Annotated in this window: 14 protein-coding genes; 9 read left to right on the top strand and 5 right to left on the bottom strand. The window is 77.3% G+C overall.

Translation table 11 applies throughout. From position 1 onward, the window contains the following. Positions 1 to 113 precede the first annotated feature (113 nt). From D7M15_RS02565 to D7M15_RS02535, 7 genes are all read left to right on the top strand, one after another. Positions 114 to 1,169: an aminotransferase class I/II-fold pyridoxal phosphate-dependent enzyme gene (locus tag D7M15_RS02565; RefSeq protein ID WP_121515993.1), complete on the top strand. Its 1,056-nt coding sequence runs from the start codon at positions 114 to 116 to the stop codon at positions 1,167 to 1,169. Beyond that, on the top strand, positions 1,166 to 2,197 hold the full coding sequence (locus D7M15_RS02560) for a polyprenyl synthetase family protein (protein WP_240649098.1): 1,032 nt from the start codon (positions 1,166 to 1,168) through the stop codon (positions 2,195 to 2,197). The genes D7M15_RS02565 and D7M15_RS02560 overlap by 4 nt, the downstream gene beginning before the upstream one ends. Continuing rightward, positions 2,194 to 3,333 carry a UbiA family prenyltransferase gene (locus D7M15_RS02555; RefSeq protein WP_206337308.1) on the top strand — a complete coding sequence of 380 codons (1,140 nt, stop codon included), beginning with the start codon at positions 2,194 to 2,196 and terminating at the stop codon, positions 3,331 to 3,333. The genes D7M15_RS02560 and D7M15_RS02555 overlap by 4 nt, the downstream gene beginning before the upstream one ends. Continuing rightward, positions 3,330 to 5,117, top strand: a complete 1,788-nt coding sequence (locus D7M15_RS02550) for a prenyltransferase/squalene oxidase repeat-containing protein (protein WP_121515992.1) — start codon at positions 3,330 to 3,332, stop codon at positions 5,115 to 5,117. The genes D7M15_RS02555 and D7M15_RS02550 overlap by 4 nt, the downstream gene beginning before the upstream one ends. Continuing rightward, positions 5,114 to 6,574 carry an NAD(P)/FAD-dependent oxidoreductase gene (locus D7M15_RS02545; protein WP_121515991.1) on the top strand — a complete coding sequence of 487 codons (1,461 nt, stop codon included), beginning with the start codon at positions 5,114 to 5,116 and terminating at the stop codon, positions 6,572 to 6,574. The genes D7M15_RS02550 and D7M15_RS02545 overlap by 4 nt, the downstream gene beginning before the upstream one ends. 97 nt (positions 6,575 to 6,671) lie before the next feature. Further along, positions 6,672 to 7,589 (top strand): TauD/TfdA family dioxygenase, encoded by a 918-nt coding sequence (locus D7M15_RS02540; RefSeq protein WP_121515990.1) that lies wholly within the window; start codon positions 6,672 to 6,674, stop codon positions 7,587 to 7,589. Between the two features lie 9 nt (positions 7,590 to 7,598). After that, entirely contained in the window at positions 7,599 to 8,690 is a 1,092-nt protein-coding gene (locus D7M15_RS02535; RefSeq protein WP_240649097.1) for a sulfotransferase, read from the top strand. Here the strand turns inward: D7M15_RS02535 and D7M15_RS02530 are convergent. Beyond that, positions 8,673 to 9,866, bottom strand: a complete 1,194-nt coding sequence (locus D7M15_RS02530) for an MFS transporter (RefSeq protein WP_121515989.1) — start codon at positions 9,864 to 9,866, stop codon at positions 8,673 to 8,675. The genes D7M15_RS02535 and D7M15_RS02530 overlap by 18 nt on opposite strands. Before the next feature lie 56 nt (positions 9,867 to 9,922). On the opposite strand from D7M15_RS02530, the gene D7M15_RS02525 reads away from it, so the two are divergent. Both D7M15_RS02525 and D7M15_RS02520 read left to right on the top strand, forming a co-directional pair. After that, positions 9,923 to 10,510, top strand: a complete 588-nt coding sequence (locus D7M15_RS02525) for a CGNR zinc finger domain-containing protein (RefSeq protein WP_121515988.1) — start codon at positions 9,923 to 9,925, stop codon at positions 10,508 to 10,510. Between the two features lie 392 nt (positions 10,511 to 10,902). Next, positions 10,903 to 11,877 carry a hypothetical protein gene (locus D7M15_RS02520; protein WP_206337307.1) on the top strand — a complete coding sequence of 325 codons (975 nt, stop codon included), beginning with the start codon at positions 10,903 to 10,905 and terminating at the stop codon, positions 11,875 to 11,877. A gap of 17 nt (positions 11,878 to 11,894) precedes the next feature. Here D7M15_RS02520 and D7M15_RS02515 read toward each other — a convergent pair whose 3' ends face one another. The 4 genes from D7M15_RS02515 to D7M15_RS02500 all read right to left on the bottom strand — a co-directional run bounded on the left by D7M15_RS02515 (position 11,895) and on the right by D7M15_RS02500 (position 16,573). After that, complete coding sequence (locus tag D7M15_RS02515; RefSeq protein ID WP_121515987.1) at positions 11,895 to 12,728, bottom strand: AraC family transcriptional regulator; 834 nt, start codon at positions 12,726 to 12,728, stop codon at positions 11,895 to 11,897. A gap of 88 nt (positions 12,729 to 12,816) precedes the next feature. Further along, positions 12,817 to 14,358, bottom strand: a complete 1,542-nt coding sequence (locus tag D7M15_RS02510; RefSeq protein ID WP_206337306.1) for an amidohydrolase — start codon at positions 14,356 to 14,358, stop codon at positions 12,817 to 12,819. A gap of 13 nt (positions 14,359 to 14,371) precedes the next feature. Then, positions 14,372 to 15,022 carry an FMN-binding negative transcriptional regulator gene (locus tag D7M15_RS02505; RefSeq protein ID WP_121515986.1) on the bottom strand — a complete coding sequence of 217 codons (651 nt, stop codon included), beginning with the start codon at positions 15,020 to 15,022 and terminating at the stop codon, positions 14,372 to 14,374. Between the two features lie 48 nt (positions 15,023 to 15,070). Then, positions 15,071 to 16,573 carry a M14 family zinc carboxypeptidase gene (locus D7M15_RS02500; RefSeq protein WP_121515985.1) on the bottom strand — a complete coding sequence of 501 codons (1,503 nt, stop codon included), beginning with the start codon at positions 16,571 to 16,573 and terminating at the stop codon, positions 15,071 to 15,073. Positions 16,574 to 16,611 lie beyond the last annotated feature (38 nt).

The raw sequence follows: 16,611 nt of genomic DNA, 5'->3' as shown, positions 1-16,611 counted from the left end.
GCGCTTATGCGAGGACCAGCAAGGTTTCCGCAGGATTTCGCACCGACTGCCCGTACGCACCGACTGCCCGTACGCACCGGCTACCTGTCGGCACTCTCCGCCCTGGAGGATCGATGTCAGAAAAGAGCGGCTGGAACCGAATGCAGCCGGTCACCGAACCCGGCGCGATCGTCCACCAGATGGCGTTGAACGAGACGCACCACCCGCCGCTGCCCGCCGTCCTGGACGCCGTACGGGACACGGCCGGGCAGGCGCACCGCACGCTGGACGCGCTCGGCTTCGGCCTCTCCGCCGCCCTCGGGGCGCACCACGCGGTGCCGCCCGCCGACGTCATGGTCGGCCCCGGCTCCGGTGCGCTCCTCCAGCTGCTGTTCACCACCTTCACCGGCGCCGACACCCACACCGTGCACGCCTGGCCGTCGTGGGAGGCGTACCCGATGATGGCCGAGAACGCCGGTTCCTCGGTCGTCCGCGTCCCGCTGACCGACGAGCGGCACGACCTGGACGCGATGGCCGCCGCCGTCACCGACCGGACCGCGCTGGTCGTCGTCTGCAACCCCAACAACCCCACCGGCACCGTCGTCGACCGGGGCACGCTCCGCCCGTTCCTGGACCGGCTGCCCGCCCACGTGAAGGTCGTCGTCGACGAGGCGTACCTCGACTTCACCGACGACGGCCGCACCGACGACGGCATCGACCTCTACCGCGAGGACGAACGGGTCTGCGTCGTCCGTACGTTCTCCAAGTCGTACGGGCTGCTCAGCCTCCGCGTCGGCTACCTCGTCGCACACCCCTCGCTGCTCGCGCCCATGCGCGGCCACCAACTCTTCCTGCGGGTCAGCGCCGTGGCGCAGGCCGCGGCCGTCGCCGCGCTCGGCGAGGCGGAGCGGATCACCGCCCAGTGCCGGGAGACCGCCGCCGAACGCGACCGGCTGCACGGCGTGCTCACCGCGCAGGGCTGGACGTCCGCGGACAGCCAGGCCAACTTCGTCTGGCTGCCGCTGGAGAAGGGCGTCGAGGAGCTGACGCAGCGCTGCGCCGACCACGGCGTCATGGTCTGCGGCAAGCCCGGCGAGGGCGTCCGGGTGACCGTCGCGGAACGGGAGGCCAACGACGCGTTCGCGGCGCTCGCCGCCGACTTCCGCGCGGAGTTCGGGGGCGTGGCGTGACCGGCGGCGGCGGGGCCGCGCCCGCCACGCTGCCGCCGCGCAGCGGACCCGGCCCGCTGGAGCCGACCTTGCGGCTGCTGCGTGCGGAGTTGACGCGCCGATGTCCCCAGGACGCCGACGGCGTCGACGCGTTGGGGAACGCGGCGATGCTGCCGCCCGGCAAGCTGCTGCGCCCGCTGCTGTTCACCGAGTCCGCCGCCGTGGCGGGCATGGACCGCGAGGACACCCTCACCGCCGCGCTCGGCATCGAGAGCCTGCACGTGGGCTCCCTCGTGCACGACGACGTCATCGACGGCGACGAACTCCGGCGCGGGCGGCCCACGGTGGTGGCCCGGCACGGCATGCCGAACGCGATCGTCACCGGTGACGCCCTCATCATCGGCGCGTTCCAGGCGGTGGCCGAGTCCGCCGACGGCCGGATACCGGGGGAGCGGCAGGTGGCCGTCGTACGGACCCTCGCCGCCGCCGGTGTCGACCTGTGCCGCGGCCAGGTCATGGAGGACGAGCTGCGCGCCGACCCCGGCTCCGGCCTGGAACCGTACCTGGCGATGATCGCGCTGAAGACCGGCGCGCTGTTCCGCGCCGCCTGCGTCGGCGGCGCCCAACTCGCCGGTGCCCCGGCGGCGGTGGAGGAGTCGCTGCGCCGCTTCGCGGAGCACCTCGGCCGGGCCTTCCAGATGACGGACGACCTGCTGCCGCTCCTCAGCGACACCGAGACCAGCGGCAAGTCGCCGCTGAGTGACGTCGTCAACGGCCGCCCCACCTTCCCCGTACTGCTGTGCTGGCAGCGCGCCGACGCGGGCGAACGGGCCCGGCTGCACGCGGCGTTGACCGGCGCCGTCGCCCCGGAGGAGGCGCTGGAGACCGTACGCCGCCTGCTGGAGGACACCGGCGCGCTCGCCGCCGCCCGCGCCGAGGCCGCCGCCGAGGGCGAGCGGGCCCGGTCGGCGCTGCTGGACCTGCCCGGGACGGAGGCCCGCGACGCGCTCGCCGCCGTCGCGGAACTCTCCGTCGACCGCGACCGGTGAGCGCCCCGGCGGGCGCCGTCCTCCGCGCCCATCTGGAGACCTGGCGGCCGTACACCCTGGCCTACCCCGGCCTGGTCGGCCTCGCGGGAGCGGCGGCCGGTGCGGACACGACCACGGCCGCCGGGGTGTTCGCCGCCTGGCTGTGCCCCACCCTCGGCTGGCTCGGCGGGCACTACCTCGGCGACTACTTCGACCGCGACCTCGACGCCCTCGGCAAGCCGCAGCGCCCGATCCCCTCCGGCCGCCTGTCCGCCCGTACGGCACGGGCCTGCGGGCTCGGCGCGGTGCTGGCCGCCGCGCTGGTGACGCTCGCCGTCAACTGGCCGGTCGTGGCGGGCGTCGCGCTCGCGCTGGCGGGCGTCGTCGCGTACAGCAGGCTGCTCAAGGGCCGCGGCATCCTCGGCAACGCGGTGCGCGGCCTGCTCACCGCGCTCGCCGTCGTCTTCGGCGCGGCCGTCGCGTCGCCGCCCGGCGAACCGCCGTCCTGGCGGGTGCTGCCCGTGGCGCTGGCGTTCCTGCTGCACGACACCGCCTCCAACCTCGTCGGCACCCTGCGGGACGTGGACGGCGACCGGGCGGGCGGCTACCGCACGGTGCCCGTCGTCCGCGGCCTGGACGCCGCCGTACGGATCGCCGCGCTGCTGTACGGTGCCGCGCTCGCCGCTGTCGCCGTCCACGTGTACGCGGTGGCGTACGGCGGCGGGGACGGCGCCGGGCGGACCGTCGCGTGCGCGGCGCTCGCCCTGGTGGCCGCCGGGGCGGGGGTGGCGGCGTTCCGGCCGCTGCTGCGGACGGCGTCGCCGGGGGCGCGGCTCGCGCTCCGCGCGCACGAGGTCCTCGTCGGGGAGCGGCTGGTGCTGGCGGCGGCGGTCGTCGCGGGCGGCTGGGGCGGCCCGCGGGCGCTCGCCGTGCTGCTGCCGCTGCTGGCGGTGAGCCTGGTGTCGCAGCGGCGGATGCGGGCCCGCCACGAGTTCCCGCCGGAACCCGCCGCCCCGCCCGAGCCCGTCGGGCCGCCCGGCCCCGCCGCCGTACCCGGTGCGGCCGTCGCGCCCGCCGCCGTACGGCCCGCGTCCCCCGTGCGTCCCGCCCCGCCCGTACCCGCCGCCTCCCGCAACCGAAGGGCTGAACTCCCGTGACGTCCCACACCCCGGTCACCGCCCGGCTGGAGCGCGCGGTCACCGACGGCGCCGAGGCACTGTTCGCCGCGCGCCGCGACGACGGCGTCGTCGACCCCGGGGGCGACCGGTTCTCCCCGGCCAACACCGCCGCCGTCCTCGTCGCCCTGCACGCCGCGCGCGCCCACTCGGGCGCGGGGCCGCACGGCGCCGCCGCCGAACTCCACGAGCAGGCCGTCAAACGGCTGTACGCGACCCAACGCCCCGACGGCGGCTGGGCGATGGACGGCGTGCCGACCGAGACGCTCACGACCTCCGTCGTCGCCTCCGCGCTCGCCCTGACCGCGCCGGACACCTCCCGTACGGCGGTCGCCGCCGCCCGCGCGCTGGTGCGCTCCCGAGGCGGCGCCGAGGGGCTGCCGGAACCGGCGATGGCGGGCCTGGTACGGCAGTTCGAGGCGATGTCCGGCGCACGCGACCCGGCGTCCCTGCCCCGACTGCCGCTGGAACTGCTGCTCGCGCCCGGCCTCGCCCGCCGCACCCTCAGCCTGCGGCTGCCGATCTTCTCCGCGCTCGCGCTCGGTCAGTCCGTACGGCGCGGCCGCGACGGACTGGGTGGACGTGTCGACAAGGCGATCCGACCGCGGGCCGCCGCCGTCGTACGCGAGGCGTTCGAACGGGAGCGTTCCGTGGGGTCGTTCAGCGGCGACCCCTGGCTCACCAGCCTCATCACGCTCGGCGTCGCCCGCGCCGAGTCGGAGCCGGACATCGTACGGGCCGCCACCGACTGGCTCTCCGACCGCGCGCTGCCCGGCGGCGGTTGGGCGCTGATGCCGCTCGACATCACCTGGTCCAGCTTCGCGGGTGCCGCGCTGCTGGAGGCCGGGTACGCGGCGGACCCGCGGCTGGTGCCCGTACGCGACATGTTCCGGAAGCGGCAGCAGGACGTGCCGTTCACCGCGCTGGCCTGCCCGGAGGGGCACTGGGGCTTCTCCACCGACCGGAGCTGGCCCATGGCGCTGGAGACGGCGGAGATCAGCTCGCTGCTGCGCCGACTGCCGGGCGGTGCCGCCGACCCGTACGCGCGGCGCGGCATCCGCTGGCTCACGACGATGCAGGACCGGTCCGGGTCGTGGAGCCTGGCCGTGCGCGACAGCCGCCCCGGCGGGTTCGGGCCGTGCCCGCAGATGACGGCCAAGGCGGTGCTGGCCCTGCTGGAGTGCGGCGCCGGGCTCACCGACCCCCGGGTGCTGAAGAGCCTGCGCAGCCTGGCGCGGAAGCAGCGGTCCGACGGGGCGTTGGAGGCGATGTGGTACCGGGGGCTGACGCCCGGCACCTCGGCGGCGCTCGTCGCGTTCGCGCGCGCCGGGCGCGGCGGCAGCGAACCCGCCCGCCGTGCCCGGGGCTTCCTCCTCCGCAGCCGCCTGCCGGACGGCTCCTGGGGTACGGGCGGGCACGACCCCGGCGCCGTACCGGGCACGGTCACCGGCACCGACGGCCCGGACGGCAGCGGCGGCACCGTCGAGGAGACCGCCTGGGCGCTGCACGCCCTGCTCGCCGCGGGCGAGGCGCCCGACTCCGGACCGGTGGTGGCCGCCGCGCGGTGGCTGCTGGACCGGCAGGAGACGGACGGGAGTTGGCCGGGCTCGGCGGTCAACGAGTACGTACGGCACTGCTACCGCTACCCCGACCGCGTCCTGGCGACCGCGCTCGCCGTGAAGGCGCTGGGCCGGATGCGTACGGCGGCGGGCGCGGGCGCGGACGCGACGGGTGCGGCCGGACGCGGGAAGGCGGGGACGGCATGACGGGCACGTACGACGACGAACGGGGCGTCGGCGCAGACGACGAGTACGACGTCCTCGTCTGCGGCGCGGGCGTCGCGGGCCTGGCCGCCGCGCACGGCCTGGGCGGCCTCGGGCTGCGCGTCCTGGTGCTGGACAAGCAGCGCGCCCCGCGCGACGTCGCCAAGGGCGAGGTCCTCCAGCCCGGCGCCCTGCGCGTCCTGCGCCGCTGGGGCACGGAGGAGGTGCTGCGCCGCCGGGGCGGCGTCGCCCTCGACCGGCTCGTCGTACGCGCCGCGACCGGCGGGGCGCTGATGGCCCTGGACTACGGGCGGCTCCCGGAGGGCGACCGCGGCCTCCTCGCGCACGACCACCGCGACATCCTCGCCGCGCTGACCGAGGGGTTGGCGGACGGCGTGGAGATCCGGCGCGGCACGCTCGTACGGGAGGCGCTGCGCGCGGCCGACGGGCGGATCACCGGGCTCGTCCTGGCCGACGGACCACGCGGCGGGTCTGCCGGTGGCGGCGCGGCGGACGGTTCTGACGGCGCGGACGGTACGGGGAACGGGACGCGCGTCGTGCGCGCGCCGCTCGTCGTGGCCGCCGACGGCATCGGCTCGCGGCTGCGCCGGGACGCCGGGATCGATGGCAGGCGCGTCGACTACCCGCACCGGCTGGTCTCCGTCGAGCTGACGGGCGCGGACCCGGCGCCCGACGACTTCTCCGCCTACCTCACGGACCGCGGCCTGCGCCTGGTGTACCCGCTGCCCGGCGGCCGGGTGCGGCTCTACCTCCAGACCGCCCCCGACGAGCTGCGCGGCCTCGGCCCGGACGGCTTCGGCGGCTGGCTGACCGCCGCCGTGGCGGAGGTGCCCGCGCTCGCCGGGCTGCTGTCCGGCCTCGCGGACGCCGTGGCCACCCGCCAGGTCTTCGCCGTGCACCGCTACCTCGCCGACGACCTCACCGCGCCCGGCCTCGCCCTCGTCGGAGAGTCCGGCTACGCGGTGCACCCGATGGCCGCCCAGGGCATGAACACCGCGATCACCTGCGCCGCCGCCCTCACCGACCAGGTCGCCCGACGACTCGGCACCGACCAGGCGGACGACCGTACGGACCCGGCGGCGCGCGCGGCCGGGCGCCCGCGGCTGACGGCGGGGGCGGTGGACGCGGCCCTCGCGGCGTACCGCGCCGACCGGCGTCCGTTCCTCGCCTCCGCCGCCAGGACCAGCGCCAACGCGGCCCGCATGGTGACCGACCTGGCCTGGCCGGGGCGCGTCGTCGGGCGCCGCGCGGTGCGCTGCACCGGCGCCAACCCGCGGCTCCTCGACGTCGTCACCCACAACATGGCGGGCCTCGGCCCGCTGCCCCTGACGCCCCTCGACCGGCTCCAGCAGGTCGGCCTGCTGCCCGACCCGCGCGCCCACCGGGACCGGCGTCCCCACCGCGACGCGGACGACGACCGGGCTCCGGCCGGGCGTTGAGCCCGCACGCGCCCACCGCGACGCCCGTACCGCACCGCCCGCGCGCACCCCGTGACCGCACCGCGCGCCCCGTACCGAACGAGCAAGGAGAACCGCAGTGACGCAGTCCGCCACCCCGCAGCCCGCCCCCACCGGGGCGCCCGGCGCCCCCGCCACCGGTGACGGGGCGCTCGACGTACGCCGTGTCTCCGGCGCCCTCGGCGCCGAGGTGCGCGGGATCGACCTGAACGACATCACGGACGCGCAGTTCGAGCAGGTCCACGCGCTCATGCTGGAGCACCTCGTGCTGTTCTTCCCGGGGCAGGAGGCCCTGACCCCGAAGGCGCACGTGGCGTTCGGCCGCCGGTTCGGCGAGGTCGAGACGCACCCGTTCCTGCCGAAGCTGGACGAGCACCCCGAGGTCACGCTCATCGAGTCCGACAAGGGCGGCAAGGCCGACGAGTGGCACATCGACGTCACCTTCAGCCCCAACCCGCCCGTGGCGTCGATCCTGCACCTGGTGCACTGCCCGCCGGTCGGCGGGGACACGATGTGGAGCAACCAGTACCTGGCGTACGAGACGCTGTCCGCGCCGTTCCGCGAGCTGCTCGACGGCCTCACCGCCGTACACGTGCTGAAGGCGCCGCAGGTGGGGGAGATGTCCGCCGAGCACCCCGTGGTGCGCGTGCACCCGGTCACGGGACGCCGCTCGCTGTACGTCACCCGGATGTGGACCTCGCACATCCCGCAGCTGACGCGGCACGAGAGCGACGCCGTGCTCCAGCACCTCTTCGAGCACTCCGAGCAGCCGCGCTTCACCCTGCGGCACCGCTGGGACGTCCACACCGTGGCGCTCTGGGACAACCGGGCCACGCAGCACGTCGCCATCAACGACTACCAGGAGTACCGCCGGGGCCAGCGCGTCACCGTCCTCGGTGACCAGCCCGCGGGCGACACCCCGCGCCGCCCGGACTACGAACGGGACGGCGACGAGCGGTACTACCCGCGCCGCGTCAACGCCCGCGCCGGCTACTGAGGGCCCGCCGTGTCCTCCACCGAGCCCGTGCCGTACGCCGCCGAGCCCACCCCGTACGCCGTACCGGACACCTCCGGGCCGTACGCCGCGCCGCCCCCGCTGACGTTCGTCGTCGGCACCGGGCGCTGCGGCTCCACGGCGCTCTCCGAGGTGCTGCGGCTGCATCCGGACATCCTCAGCATGAGCGAGCTGTTCACCACCCTGGAGCCGGACGCGCTGCCCGAACAGCCCCTGGACGGCGAGGAGTTCTGGCGACTCCTCGCCTCCACCCGGCCGTTCGCCGACCGCATGGCCCGGGACGGGGCGCCGCTGCCCGAGCACCTGTACGCGCACGCCCCCGGCCGCTTCAACCCCGTGGACGGCGTCCCGGCCGTCTGCCTGACGACGCTGCCGCACCTCACCGACGATCCGGACGCGCTGTACGACGCGCTCCGGCCGGTGCTCACCGCCCGCCCCTCGGGGCCGGTCGCCGGGCACTACCGCGCGCTGTTCGCGGAGCTGTCGGCCCGCTGCGGCGGGTACGCGGTGGTGGAACGGTCCGGCTTCTCGCTCGCCCTCGTGCCCCGGCTGCGGCGGCACTTCCCGGAGGCGCGCTTCGTGCACCTCCACCGGGGCGGGCCGGACTGCGCGCTGTCGATGAGCCGCCACGCGGGGTTCCAGATGATCGAGTTCCTCGGCGAACTCGTCGCGCGGGAGGGGCCGGAGGCGGCGGCCCGGCTGGGGCGGCTCCTCGACGACGACACGTTCGACCTGAAGGGGGCGCTGGCACGGCCGGTGCCGGTGGAACGGTACGGCGCGCTCTGGTCCCGGATGATCACCGAGGGCCTGGCGCACCTGGACGCGCTCCCGGCGGACCTCCGTACGTCCGTCGCCTTCGAGGACCTGCTCGACGCGCCCGCCCGCGAACTCGCCCGCCTCGCCGCCCACTTCGGCGTCGCGCCCGAACCCGACTGGATCGCCGCGGCGGAACGCCTGCTCGACGGGCGGCGGCGCGGCGCCAGCGCGTACCTCCCGCCGGACGAGGGCGCGGCGCTGCGCGCGGCCTGCGCCCCCGGCACGCGCGCCCTCGCGGACCGCGCGGCGTCACCGGGCGGCGGGTGAGCCGGGGCGCGTACGGCGGCGGGGGCGGGTGAGGCAGGCGGCCACGGCGAGGAGGTGGAGGCACGCGGCGGCCGCCGGGGCGGCGTGCGGGGACGCGGCGGCGAGCGGGCCGACGGCCGCCGCGCCCAGCGCGAAGCCGGTGATCTTCAGGCTTGCCCCGGTGGTGAACAGCTGGCCGCGCAGCCGTTCCGGCGCCTCCGCGTGCCGCACCGCGAACAGCGCCGCCAGCTGCGGCCCCTCCCCGAGCCCGGCGAGCAGCGCCGCCGCGACGAGCGCGGCGGGCGCGTCCGCGACGGCCAGCGCCATCGCGCCCGCCTGCGTCAGCGCGCCCGCGCGCAGCACCGCGTCCGGGGCGAACGGCCGCCGTCGGCGCGCCAGTACGGCGTTCGCGGCCAGCGCCGACGCCGCCGTGCAGGACAGCAGCAGCGCGCCGTGCCCCGCCCCGCCCAGCACCCGTTCGCCCAGCAGCGGCGCGCACCCGACGAACACGCCCTGACCGGCGCACGAGACCACCGAGGACAGCGTCGCGCGCGCCAGTCGCGGCCGCCGTACGAGGCACCGCGCCCCGGCGGCCAGGTCACCGCGCACCCCGCCACGCGCGGGGCGTACGGCTGCGGCGCGCGCGGGCAGGCGCCACGCGGACGGCACGGCCAGTCCGATCAGCGCCACGGACACCGCCACCGCGACCGGCGCCCCGAGGAGCTGCGCGACGACCCCGGCCAGCGCCGGGCCCGCCAGACCGGCGGCCCCGAACGTCGCGGCGTCCAGCGCGTTGGCGCGGGGCAGCCGCTCCGGCCGTACCACGTACGGCAGTTGGGCCGTCCAGCCGCCGGACAGCGCCGGGCCGAGCAGGCCCGTGGCCACGGCGAGCAGGAGCACCGTGCCGAACGGCAGCCGCCCGAGCCCGGCGAGGACCGCCGCGAGCCCCACCGCGTGGAGCGCGAGCGCGCCCGCGAGCAGGCGGCCCGGCTGTACCGCCCGGTCCAGCAGCACTCCGAGCACCGGCCCGCCGACGGCGGCGGCGACGGTGACGGCCGCGAGCAGCGCGGACGCCCCGGCGGCCGTGCCGGTGAGCGCGAAGCCGGCCAGCAGCAGCGCCGGACCGGCCGTCTCGTCGCCGGTACGGGCGCTCGCGGCACCGGCCAGGTACGTGCTCAGGGAGTAACGCTTCCACATACCAGGGACGTTACGGAGGTAACTCAAAGTGGTGCAACAAGCGTTACGCTGACCCCGTGCCCCCCGACGCCCGGCCCGCCCGCCACTCCGTACTGGCCACGGCCCGCCGCACCGCCGCCCTCGTCAACGTCCTCGCCGCCGGGGCCCCGGACGGCGACCCCGACGCGCGGCTGGCCGCCGTCGCCGCCGTGCTGCGCGAGTACGGCGAGACCGAACCCCTCGACCTCACCCCGCGCGACGTCGCCGGGATGCGCACGGGCGCCGCCCTTCTCCGCGAGGTCTTCGCCGCCGCGGACGCCGACGGCGCCGCGACCGTGCTGAACGGGCTGCTGGCCGCCCACACCGTGCGGGTGCGCCTCTCCTCCCACGGCGGCCGCACGCCCTGGCACCCGCACCTCGACCGCGACGACGACGCCCCGTGGGACGAGTGGTTCCTCGCCTCGTCCTGCATGGCGCTGACCGTCCTCGTCTGGGACCACCAGCGCCCACCGGGCGGCGTGTGCGCCGCGCCCGGCTGCGACCGGGTCTTCCTCGCGCAGGGCAGCGGCCCGGACCGCCGCTACTGCTCGCGCCGGTGCGCCACACGCGTACGGGTCGCCGCCCACCGCCGCGCCCGCGCCGCCGGACCACCGGGCGCCACCTGACCGCCCCGCCCCGCGCGTAGGGGGTGAAAACCCGCACGGGGATACGCAGGGCGCGTACGGGAACAATCCGCCACCTTCCCCCGTTGGACAGGGTGCGGTGCTGGTGAGGGAGAGTGTCCCCGGGCCCCTGAAAAATGCCCGCGGGGAAGATCGTTCGGCTGAAGCCCCGTGGAGCGCTCCGCCGAGAGGCGACCGCCCTCACGAGCACCGACCAGGCCGCCTCCGGCCAGGCACCCCCCCGTCCTGGCCGGAGGCTCCTCCCGTACGGGTGGCCCCGCGACCGGCCCCGTAGCCTGACCCCGCGCCCCGTTCCCGCCTGCCCGGCGCGGCGGACGGTGCCAGAATCGGTCCGGGGGCCTGCCGCCGAACGGGCCGAACGGAGGGCCGGGGGAATGGACCTGGACCTGGACGCCGTGGCCGACGAGCTGTACGGACTGCCGCCCAGCGCCTTCACCGCCGCACGCGACCGCCGCGCCCGGCAGGCACGCCAGGCGGGCGACCGGGGGCTCGCGGAGGAGATCCGCCGCCTGCGCCGCCCCACCCTCGCCGCCTGGGCGGGCAACCTGCTCGCGCGGGAGTCACCCGACGGGACCGGCACGCTGCTGCGCCTCGGTGAGGCGCTGCGCGAGGCGCACCGCGACCTCGACGGCGCGCAGCTGCGGGCGCTGGCCGCGCAGCAGCGCCAGGTGGTGGCGGGCCTGGCCCGGCAGGCCGCCGAGCTGGCCGCCGGGGCGGGCCGCCCGCTCGGTGAGGACAGCCTCCGCGAGGTCGAACGGACCCTGCACGCCGCCCTCGCCGACCCCGACGCGGGCGCCGAGTGGGCCCGTGGGCGGCTGGCCCGGCCGCTGGCCGCCGTCGTCGGCTTCCCGGGCGTGGCCGAGGGCGGCGCCTCCCGGCTCCGCCTGGCCGGTACGGACACCCCCGCCGCCGCCCCGGGCGCCCCACCCCGCCGCACCCGCTCCCGTAACGACACCCGCGCCCGTACCGGGACCCCGCCGGACGCCCCCGTCGCCGACCTCGACGCCGTCCGCACCCGCCGCCGCGAGGAGCGGCGCCGGGCGGCCGAGGCGCGTCGGGAGGCGGCGGACGCCGTACGCGAGCTGCGCTCCCGTACGGATGCCGAGGCCGCCGCCCGGGACGCCGCGGAGCACGCGGAGGAACGGCAGCGCGCCGCCGAGGCGCGGGAGGCGGCGGCGCGGCGGGCGGTGAAGGAGGCCGAGGCGGAGCGGCGGGCCGCCCGCGACGCCGTACGGGAGGCGCACGACGTGCTGCGTGCCGCCGTACGGGAGACGCGCGCCGCCCGGCGGCGGGCCGACGGGACCGCCGCCCGCGCCGGGCCCGAGGGCGCCGGACCCGACGGCCGCTGACCCGGCCGGGCGCGGCCTCAGCGGGAGTCGCGGGGCCGCCCGGCGGCGTAGCGCCCCGGGGTCGTGCCCACGTGCCGGGTGAAGTGCCGGTGCAGGTGCGCCTGGTCGTGGAAGCCCACGTCCGTGGCCACGTCGGCGGGGCGGCGCCCGGCGAGCAGCAGGCGCCGGGCGCGGTCGACGCGCCTGCCGGTGAGGTACGCGTGCGGCGGCAGCCCGTACGCCTGCCCGAAGCAGCGGATCAGGTGCGCCGGGTGCGCGTGCAGCAGGGCGGCGGCCTCGTGCAGCGGGACGCCCTCGGCGGTACGGGAGTCGAGGAGGTCGCGCAGCGCGGCGGCGAGCCGGTTCGCCTCGCGGCCGGGCTCGCGCGGGCGCCACGTCCCGAGGTGTCGCCGGAGCCGTTCCGCCACGAACGACAGCCGCGACTCGGCCTCGAACGCGTCGCCCGGCTGCCCCAGCGCCGTGTGCAGCTGGTGGATGCGCCGCCGCAACAGCGCGTCGCGCAGCACCGGTCGGGCCACCGCGCCGCCGGTGAGCCCTTCCGGGAGGACGCCGGTGTCGAGGTAGAGGACCCGTTTGCGGAAGCCGGACTCCGTCGCCGTACGGCCGTCGTGCGGGACGCCCGGCGGCAGCAGCATCACGCTGTCGGCGCCGGAGATCGCGTGCTCGCGACGGTCCAGCGCGAAGTCGACGCCGCCCGCGTCGAGGATCATCAGGTCCCAGGTCTCGTGGACGTGCGCCGGGTACGCGTGGTCGGTGAAGTGGGCGTGGAAGACCTCGGTGATGCCCGGGACCGGCGGTGTCCAGGCGCTGATCTTCGTACGGGGGGTCGTACGGGGGCGGGCTCCGGCCATGCCGGAAACGTACCGGACGCCCGTACGCCCCCGCCGGACCGTACGGGGGCACCCGCGCGCGGTGGCCCCCGTACGGTCCGGGTGCGGGTCAGTCCGCCAGGTGCGTCCACTCGCCCGCGACCATCGTGCCGTGCACCGGCATCGCCCGCAGCGTCGCGTCGTCGGCGGTCAGCGGGTCGACGTCGACGACGACGAGGTCCGCGCGGTCGCCCGTCGCCACCGTGGCCCGGCCACGGGCCGAGGCCGTCAACGCGTCGGCCACCGACAGCCGTTGCTCCGGATGCCAGGGCGGGCGGTCGTCGTCCGTACGGGCCACCGCGTTGGCGAGCGTCACCCACGGGTCCAGCGCCGCGACCGGCGCGTCCGACCCGAACTCCAGCCGCGCGCCCGCCGCGAGCAGGTCCGCGTAGGCGAACGCCCGGTGCGTACGGCCCCGCCAGTGCCGGTCCGCCACGTCCCGGTCGTCCACCGCGTGCGACGGCTGCACGCCGACGGTGACACCGAGCGCCGCGAACCTCGGCACGTCCTCCGGCCGCAGCAACTGCCCGTGCTCCACCCGCCCCCGGCAGCCGACGGCGGCGAACGCGTCCAGCGCGATGCCGTTCGCCCGGTCACCGATCGCGTGCACGGCGGGCTCCACGCCGTGCTCCGCCGCGCGCCGCATCAGCGCCCGCAGCTCCTCCGGCGTGAGCAGCGCGATGCCGTGCGCCTCCGGGTCGTCCCCGGGCAGACCCGGGTACGGCTCGTGGCACAGCGCGGTACGGGTGTTCAGCGAGCCGTCCGTGAACAGCTTCAGCGGCCCCGCCTCCAGCAGCCCGCCGGGCCCGTCCCCGCGCGCCGCGACCGGCACCGGGCTGCCCGTGGCGAGCCCGCGCGCGACGGCGGCGTCCAGGTACTCCGGGTAGACGGCCGCGGCGACGCGCAACGGCACGTACGCGGCGGCCATCCGGCGCGTCCAGTCGGTGACGTTGTCCGCGTACTCGAAGTCGATGATGCCCGTGACCCCGCGCCGGGCCGCCGCCGCGCACGCCTGCGCCACCCACTCGTCGCTGGTGGCGGTGTCCGCCGTGGCCAGCCGTTCCGTCGCCGCCAGCGCCTCCGTCTCGCGCAGCAGCCCGGTCGCGTGGTCCGTGCGTCCGAGGAGCGCGAGCGCGGCCGAGTTGAGCCACACCGCGTGCAGGTCGGCGCTGACCAGCAGCACCGGGCGGGCCCCCGCCGCCGCGTCCAGCAGGTCCCGGTGCGGCGCGTCCGGCCACAGGCCGTCCCGGAAGCCGTAGCCGACGAGCAGCGCGCCCGGCTCCAGCCCCGCCGCGTGGCCGCGTACGGCGTCCGCCGCCGCGCGCGCGGACGGCAGCCCGGCCAGGTCCAGGCGGCGCCGGGCGGCGGCCCACTGCACGGCGTGCACGTGCGCGTCCCACAGGCCGGGCAGCAGCGTACGGCCGTCGAGGTCGACGGACGGCTCCCAGCCGCGCAGCGGCCCGCCGTGCGAGCGGATGCCGTGCACGCGCCCGCCTTCGAGGCGTACGTCGCAGAGCGGGCCCCCGGCGCCGAGCCGCACCCGGCGCAGCGAACGCGGCGGCTCCGTACGGCCGTCGGGGCGCCCCGGCTCCGTCGTACGGTCGCCCGTCACGGTCGCCCGCCCGTCATCGCCGCCGCCCCGCGGCGCGCATCGCGCGGGCCAACTCCGGGCGTGCCCACGGCTGTTCGGAGCCGAGCGCGTCGGCCAGCCGGTCGACCTCCCGCGGGCTCTCGTCCTGGCTGAGCTTCGCCTTCGCGGTGACGCGCGCGGCGGGCAGCCGGAAACCGCTGACGCCCGGGGCGATGCGGCGCGCGTAGGCGTCGGCCCGGTCCAGGGTCCAGGGTTCGGCGAAGTGCCGTTCGAAATGGTCCACGGTGTCGGACAGTACGTCGTACGTGCGCTCCGGCGCGAGGAGTTCCGGGCGGCCGTGCACATGGACCACGACGAAGTTCCAGGTGGGCACGTGCGGTCCGGAGCCGTACCAGGTCGGTGAGATGTAGCCCTGCGGCCCCTCCACCACGACCACCACGTCGTGCGCGCCGAGTTCGTGCGCCTCGGCGTCGTCGGCGGCGAGGTGCCCGGCGAGGGTGAGCGGCGGCGCACCCTCCGTCCCGGCCGCCACCGCCAGGTCGTCGTCCGCCACGAGCACCGGGAGGTGCGAGACGACGAGCCCCCGCGCGGGGGTGTGGCTGACCAGCGTGGCCCAGGAGTGGCGGCGGACCAGGTCACGGATCAGCCGGGGGTCGGTCACGTCGAAGATCTTCTGCTCCAGCACTCTCTCTCCTGGTCCCTGTGCGTACGGGAGACGGGCGGGCCCGCGCGCCTACGTACGGTCGCCCTCCGCCGCACCCGCCGCGCGGGCGTGGTCGGCGGCGGCCAGCAGCGCGGCGTACTGCACCCCGGCCAACGTCGCCACGGGGATCGGCTCCCCGGTCACCGGGTCGGCCTCCGCCTCCCACCCCTCGTACACGGCCAGCAGCTCCGCGTGGCACGCGCGGACGACCGGGCCCGCCGTACCCGCCGTGATCTCGGCGGCCAGCGCGCGCAGCAGCATCCCGCCGAAGCGGATGCGGCAGCTGTGCGCGGAGTGCAGGCAGGCGTAGCGGTCGGCGACCGTCGCGGGCCGGTCGGGCAGCTCCGCGGCGCGGTTCGTCTCCAGGTCGGCGGCGGTCACCAGGGAGGGGACGAAGGCCCGTACGGCGGCCAGGAACGGCGTCCGCAGCGTCAGGTGCGGCAGCGCCCTGTCGAGCAGCCCGCCCAGCAGCAGCCCGGTCGCGCGCAGGCTCGCGGCCCGCTCGCGGATCACGTCCGCGTGCCGCCGCGGCAGCGGCGTGCCGTCGTCCGCCTCGGGGTGGGACCAGTGCGGGACCTCGGTGACGAAGTAGAAGGTGCCGTACCGGGCGGCGTACGCGGCGCTGGAGGAGCCCGCGATCTCGGCTGCCGCGTCGGCGCCCAGGCCGTCCAGGTGGTCGTACGCGTCCCGCATGTCGATGCAGCCGTAGACGGCCGGGGCGTGGCGCGGGGTGTGCGCGGCCTCCGGCTCGCCGGTGGCCAGCGGGAGGCCCGCCGCGGCGGGGATGGCCTCCAGCACCGGGTACAGCTCGGGGGCGGGGCTGCTCAGGTAGTAGTAGACGCCGCCCGCCTCGCAGTTGTGGAGCGTGGTGAGGAAGCGCGGCCGGGTCGCGTCGATGAGCCGCATCAGCGCGAACGTCTCCGGGAGCACGCGGTCGAAGTACGCGTCCCGGTACGCGAACGGGAACGTCCACTCGACCTGCTTGTCGCCCGCCGGGCGGTAGAAGTGGCGCCCGTAGAGCCGCTTGTCGGTGGGGGAGCGGAACCAGCCCTCGTTCAGCCGGGCGCCGTCCGGGTCGACGCACGGCACGACGTGCCACTCGCCGCCGAAGTGCCCGCGCAGCGACGGGTCCTCGCAGAGGGCGGTGGCCAGGTGGAGGGCGGTGACGGCGCCGACGGGCTCGTTGGGGTGGACGCCGCCGACGACGACGTAGTGGGGCGCGGTGTCGTCGGGGTCCGGGGACCGCGGCGAGTCGATCGTGCGGGGGGTGGCCGTGGTGTCGGCCCGTACGGAGAAGCACAGCAGCGGCTCACCCAGCCCGGAGGTGCCGATGCGCCGCTCCGTCACCCGCTCGGGGTGACGCGCGGCCAACGCCCGGAAGGCGGCGAGGAGTTCGTCGACACCCGGGTACGCGTCGGCCGGGGGCACCGTCGCGACGTGCTCGACCCAAGCCCGCCCCGCGACGTCCGGTGCGCCGGGCTGCGTGCCGTCCGCGGCGGCGGGAGTGGAAGGCTTCGGGTCGGCTGCGGGCATGAGGGGCGCGTCCTCCAGGGGTACGGGTGCGGGAGCGC

The sequence above is a fragment of the Streptomyces sp. Z26 genome, assembly GCF_003665095.1.
GTDB classification, from domain to species: domain Bacteria; phylum Actinomycetota; class Actinomycetes; order Streptomycetales; family Streptomycetaceae; genus Streptomyces; species Streptomyces phytohabitans.
The sequence above is the reverse complement of the archived record's forward strand: the minus strand, read 5'-3'. Positions and strand labels throughout refer to the sequence as shown.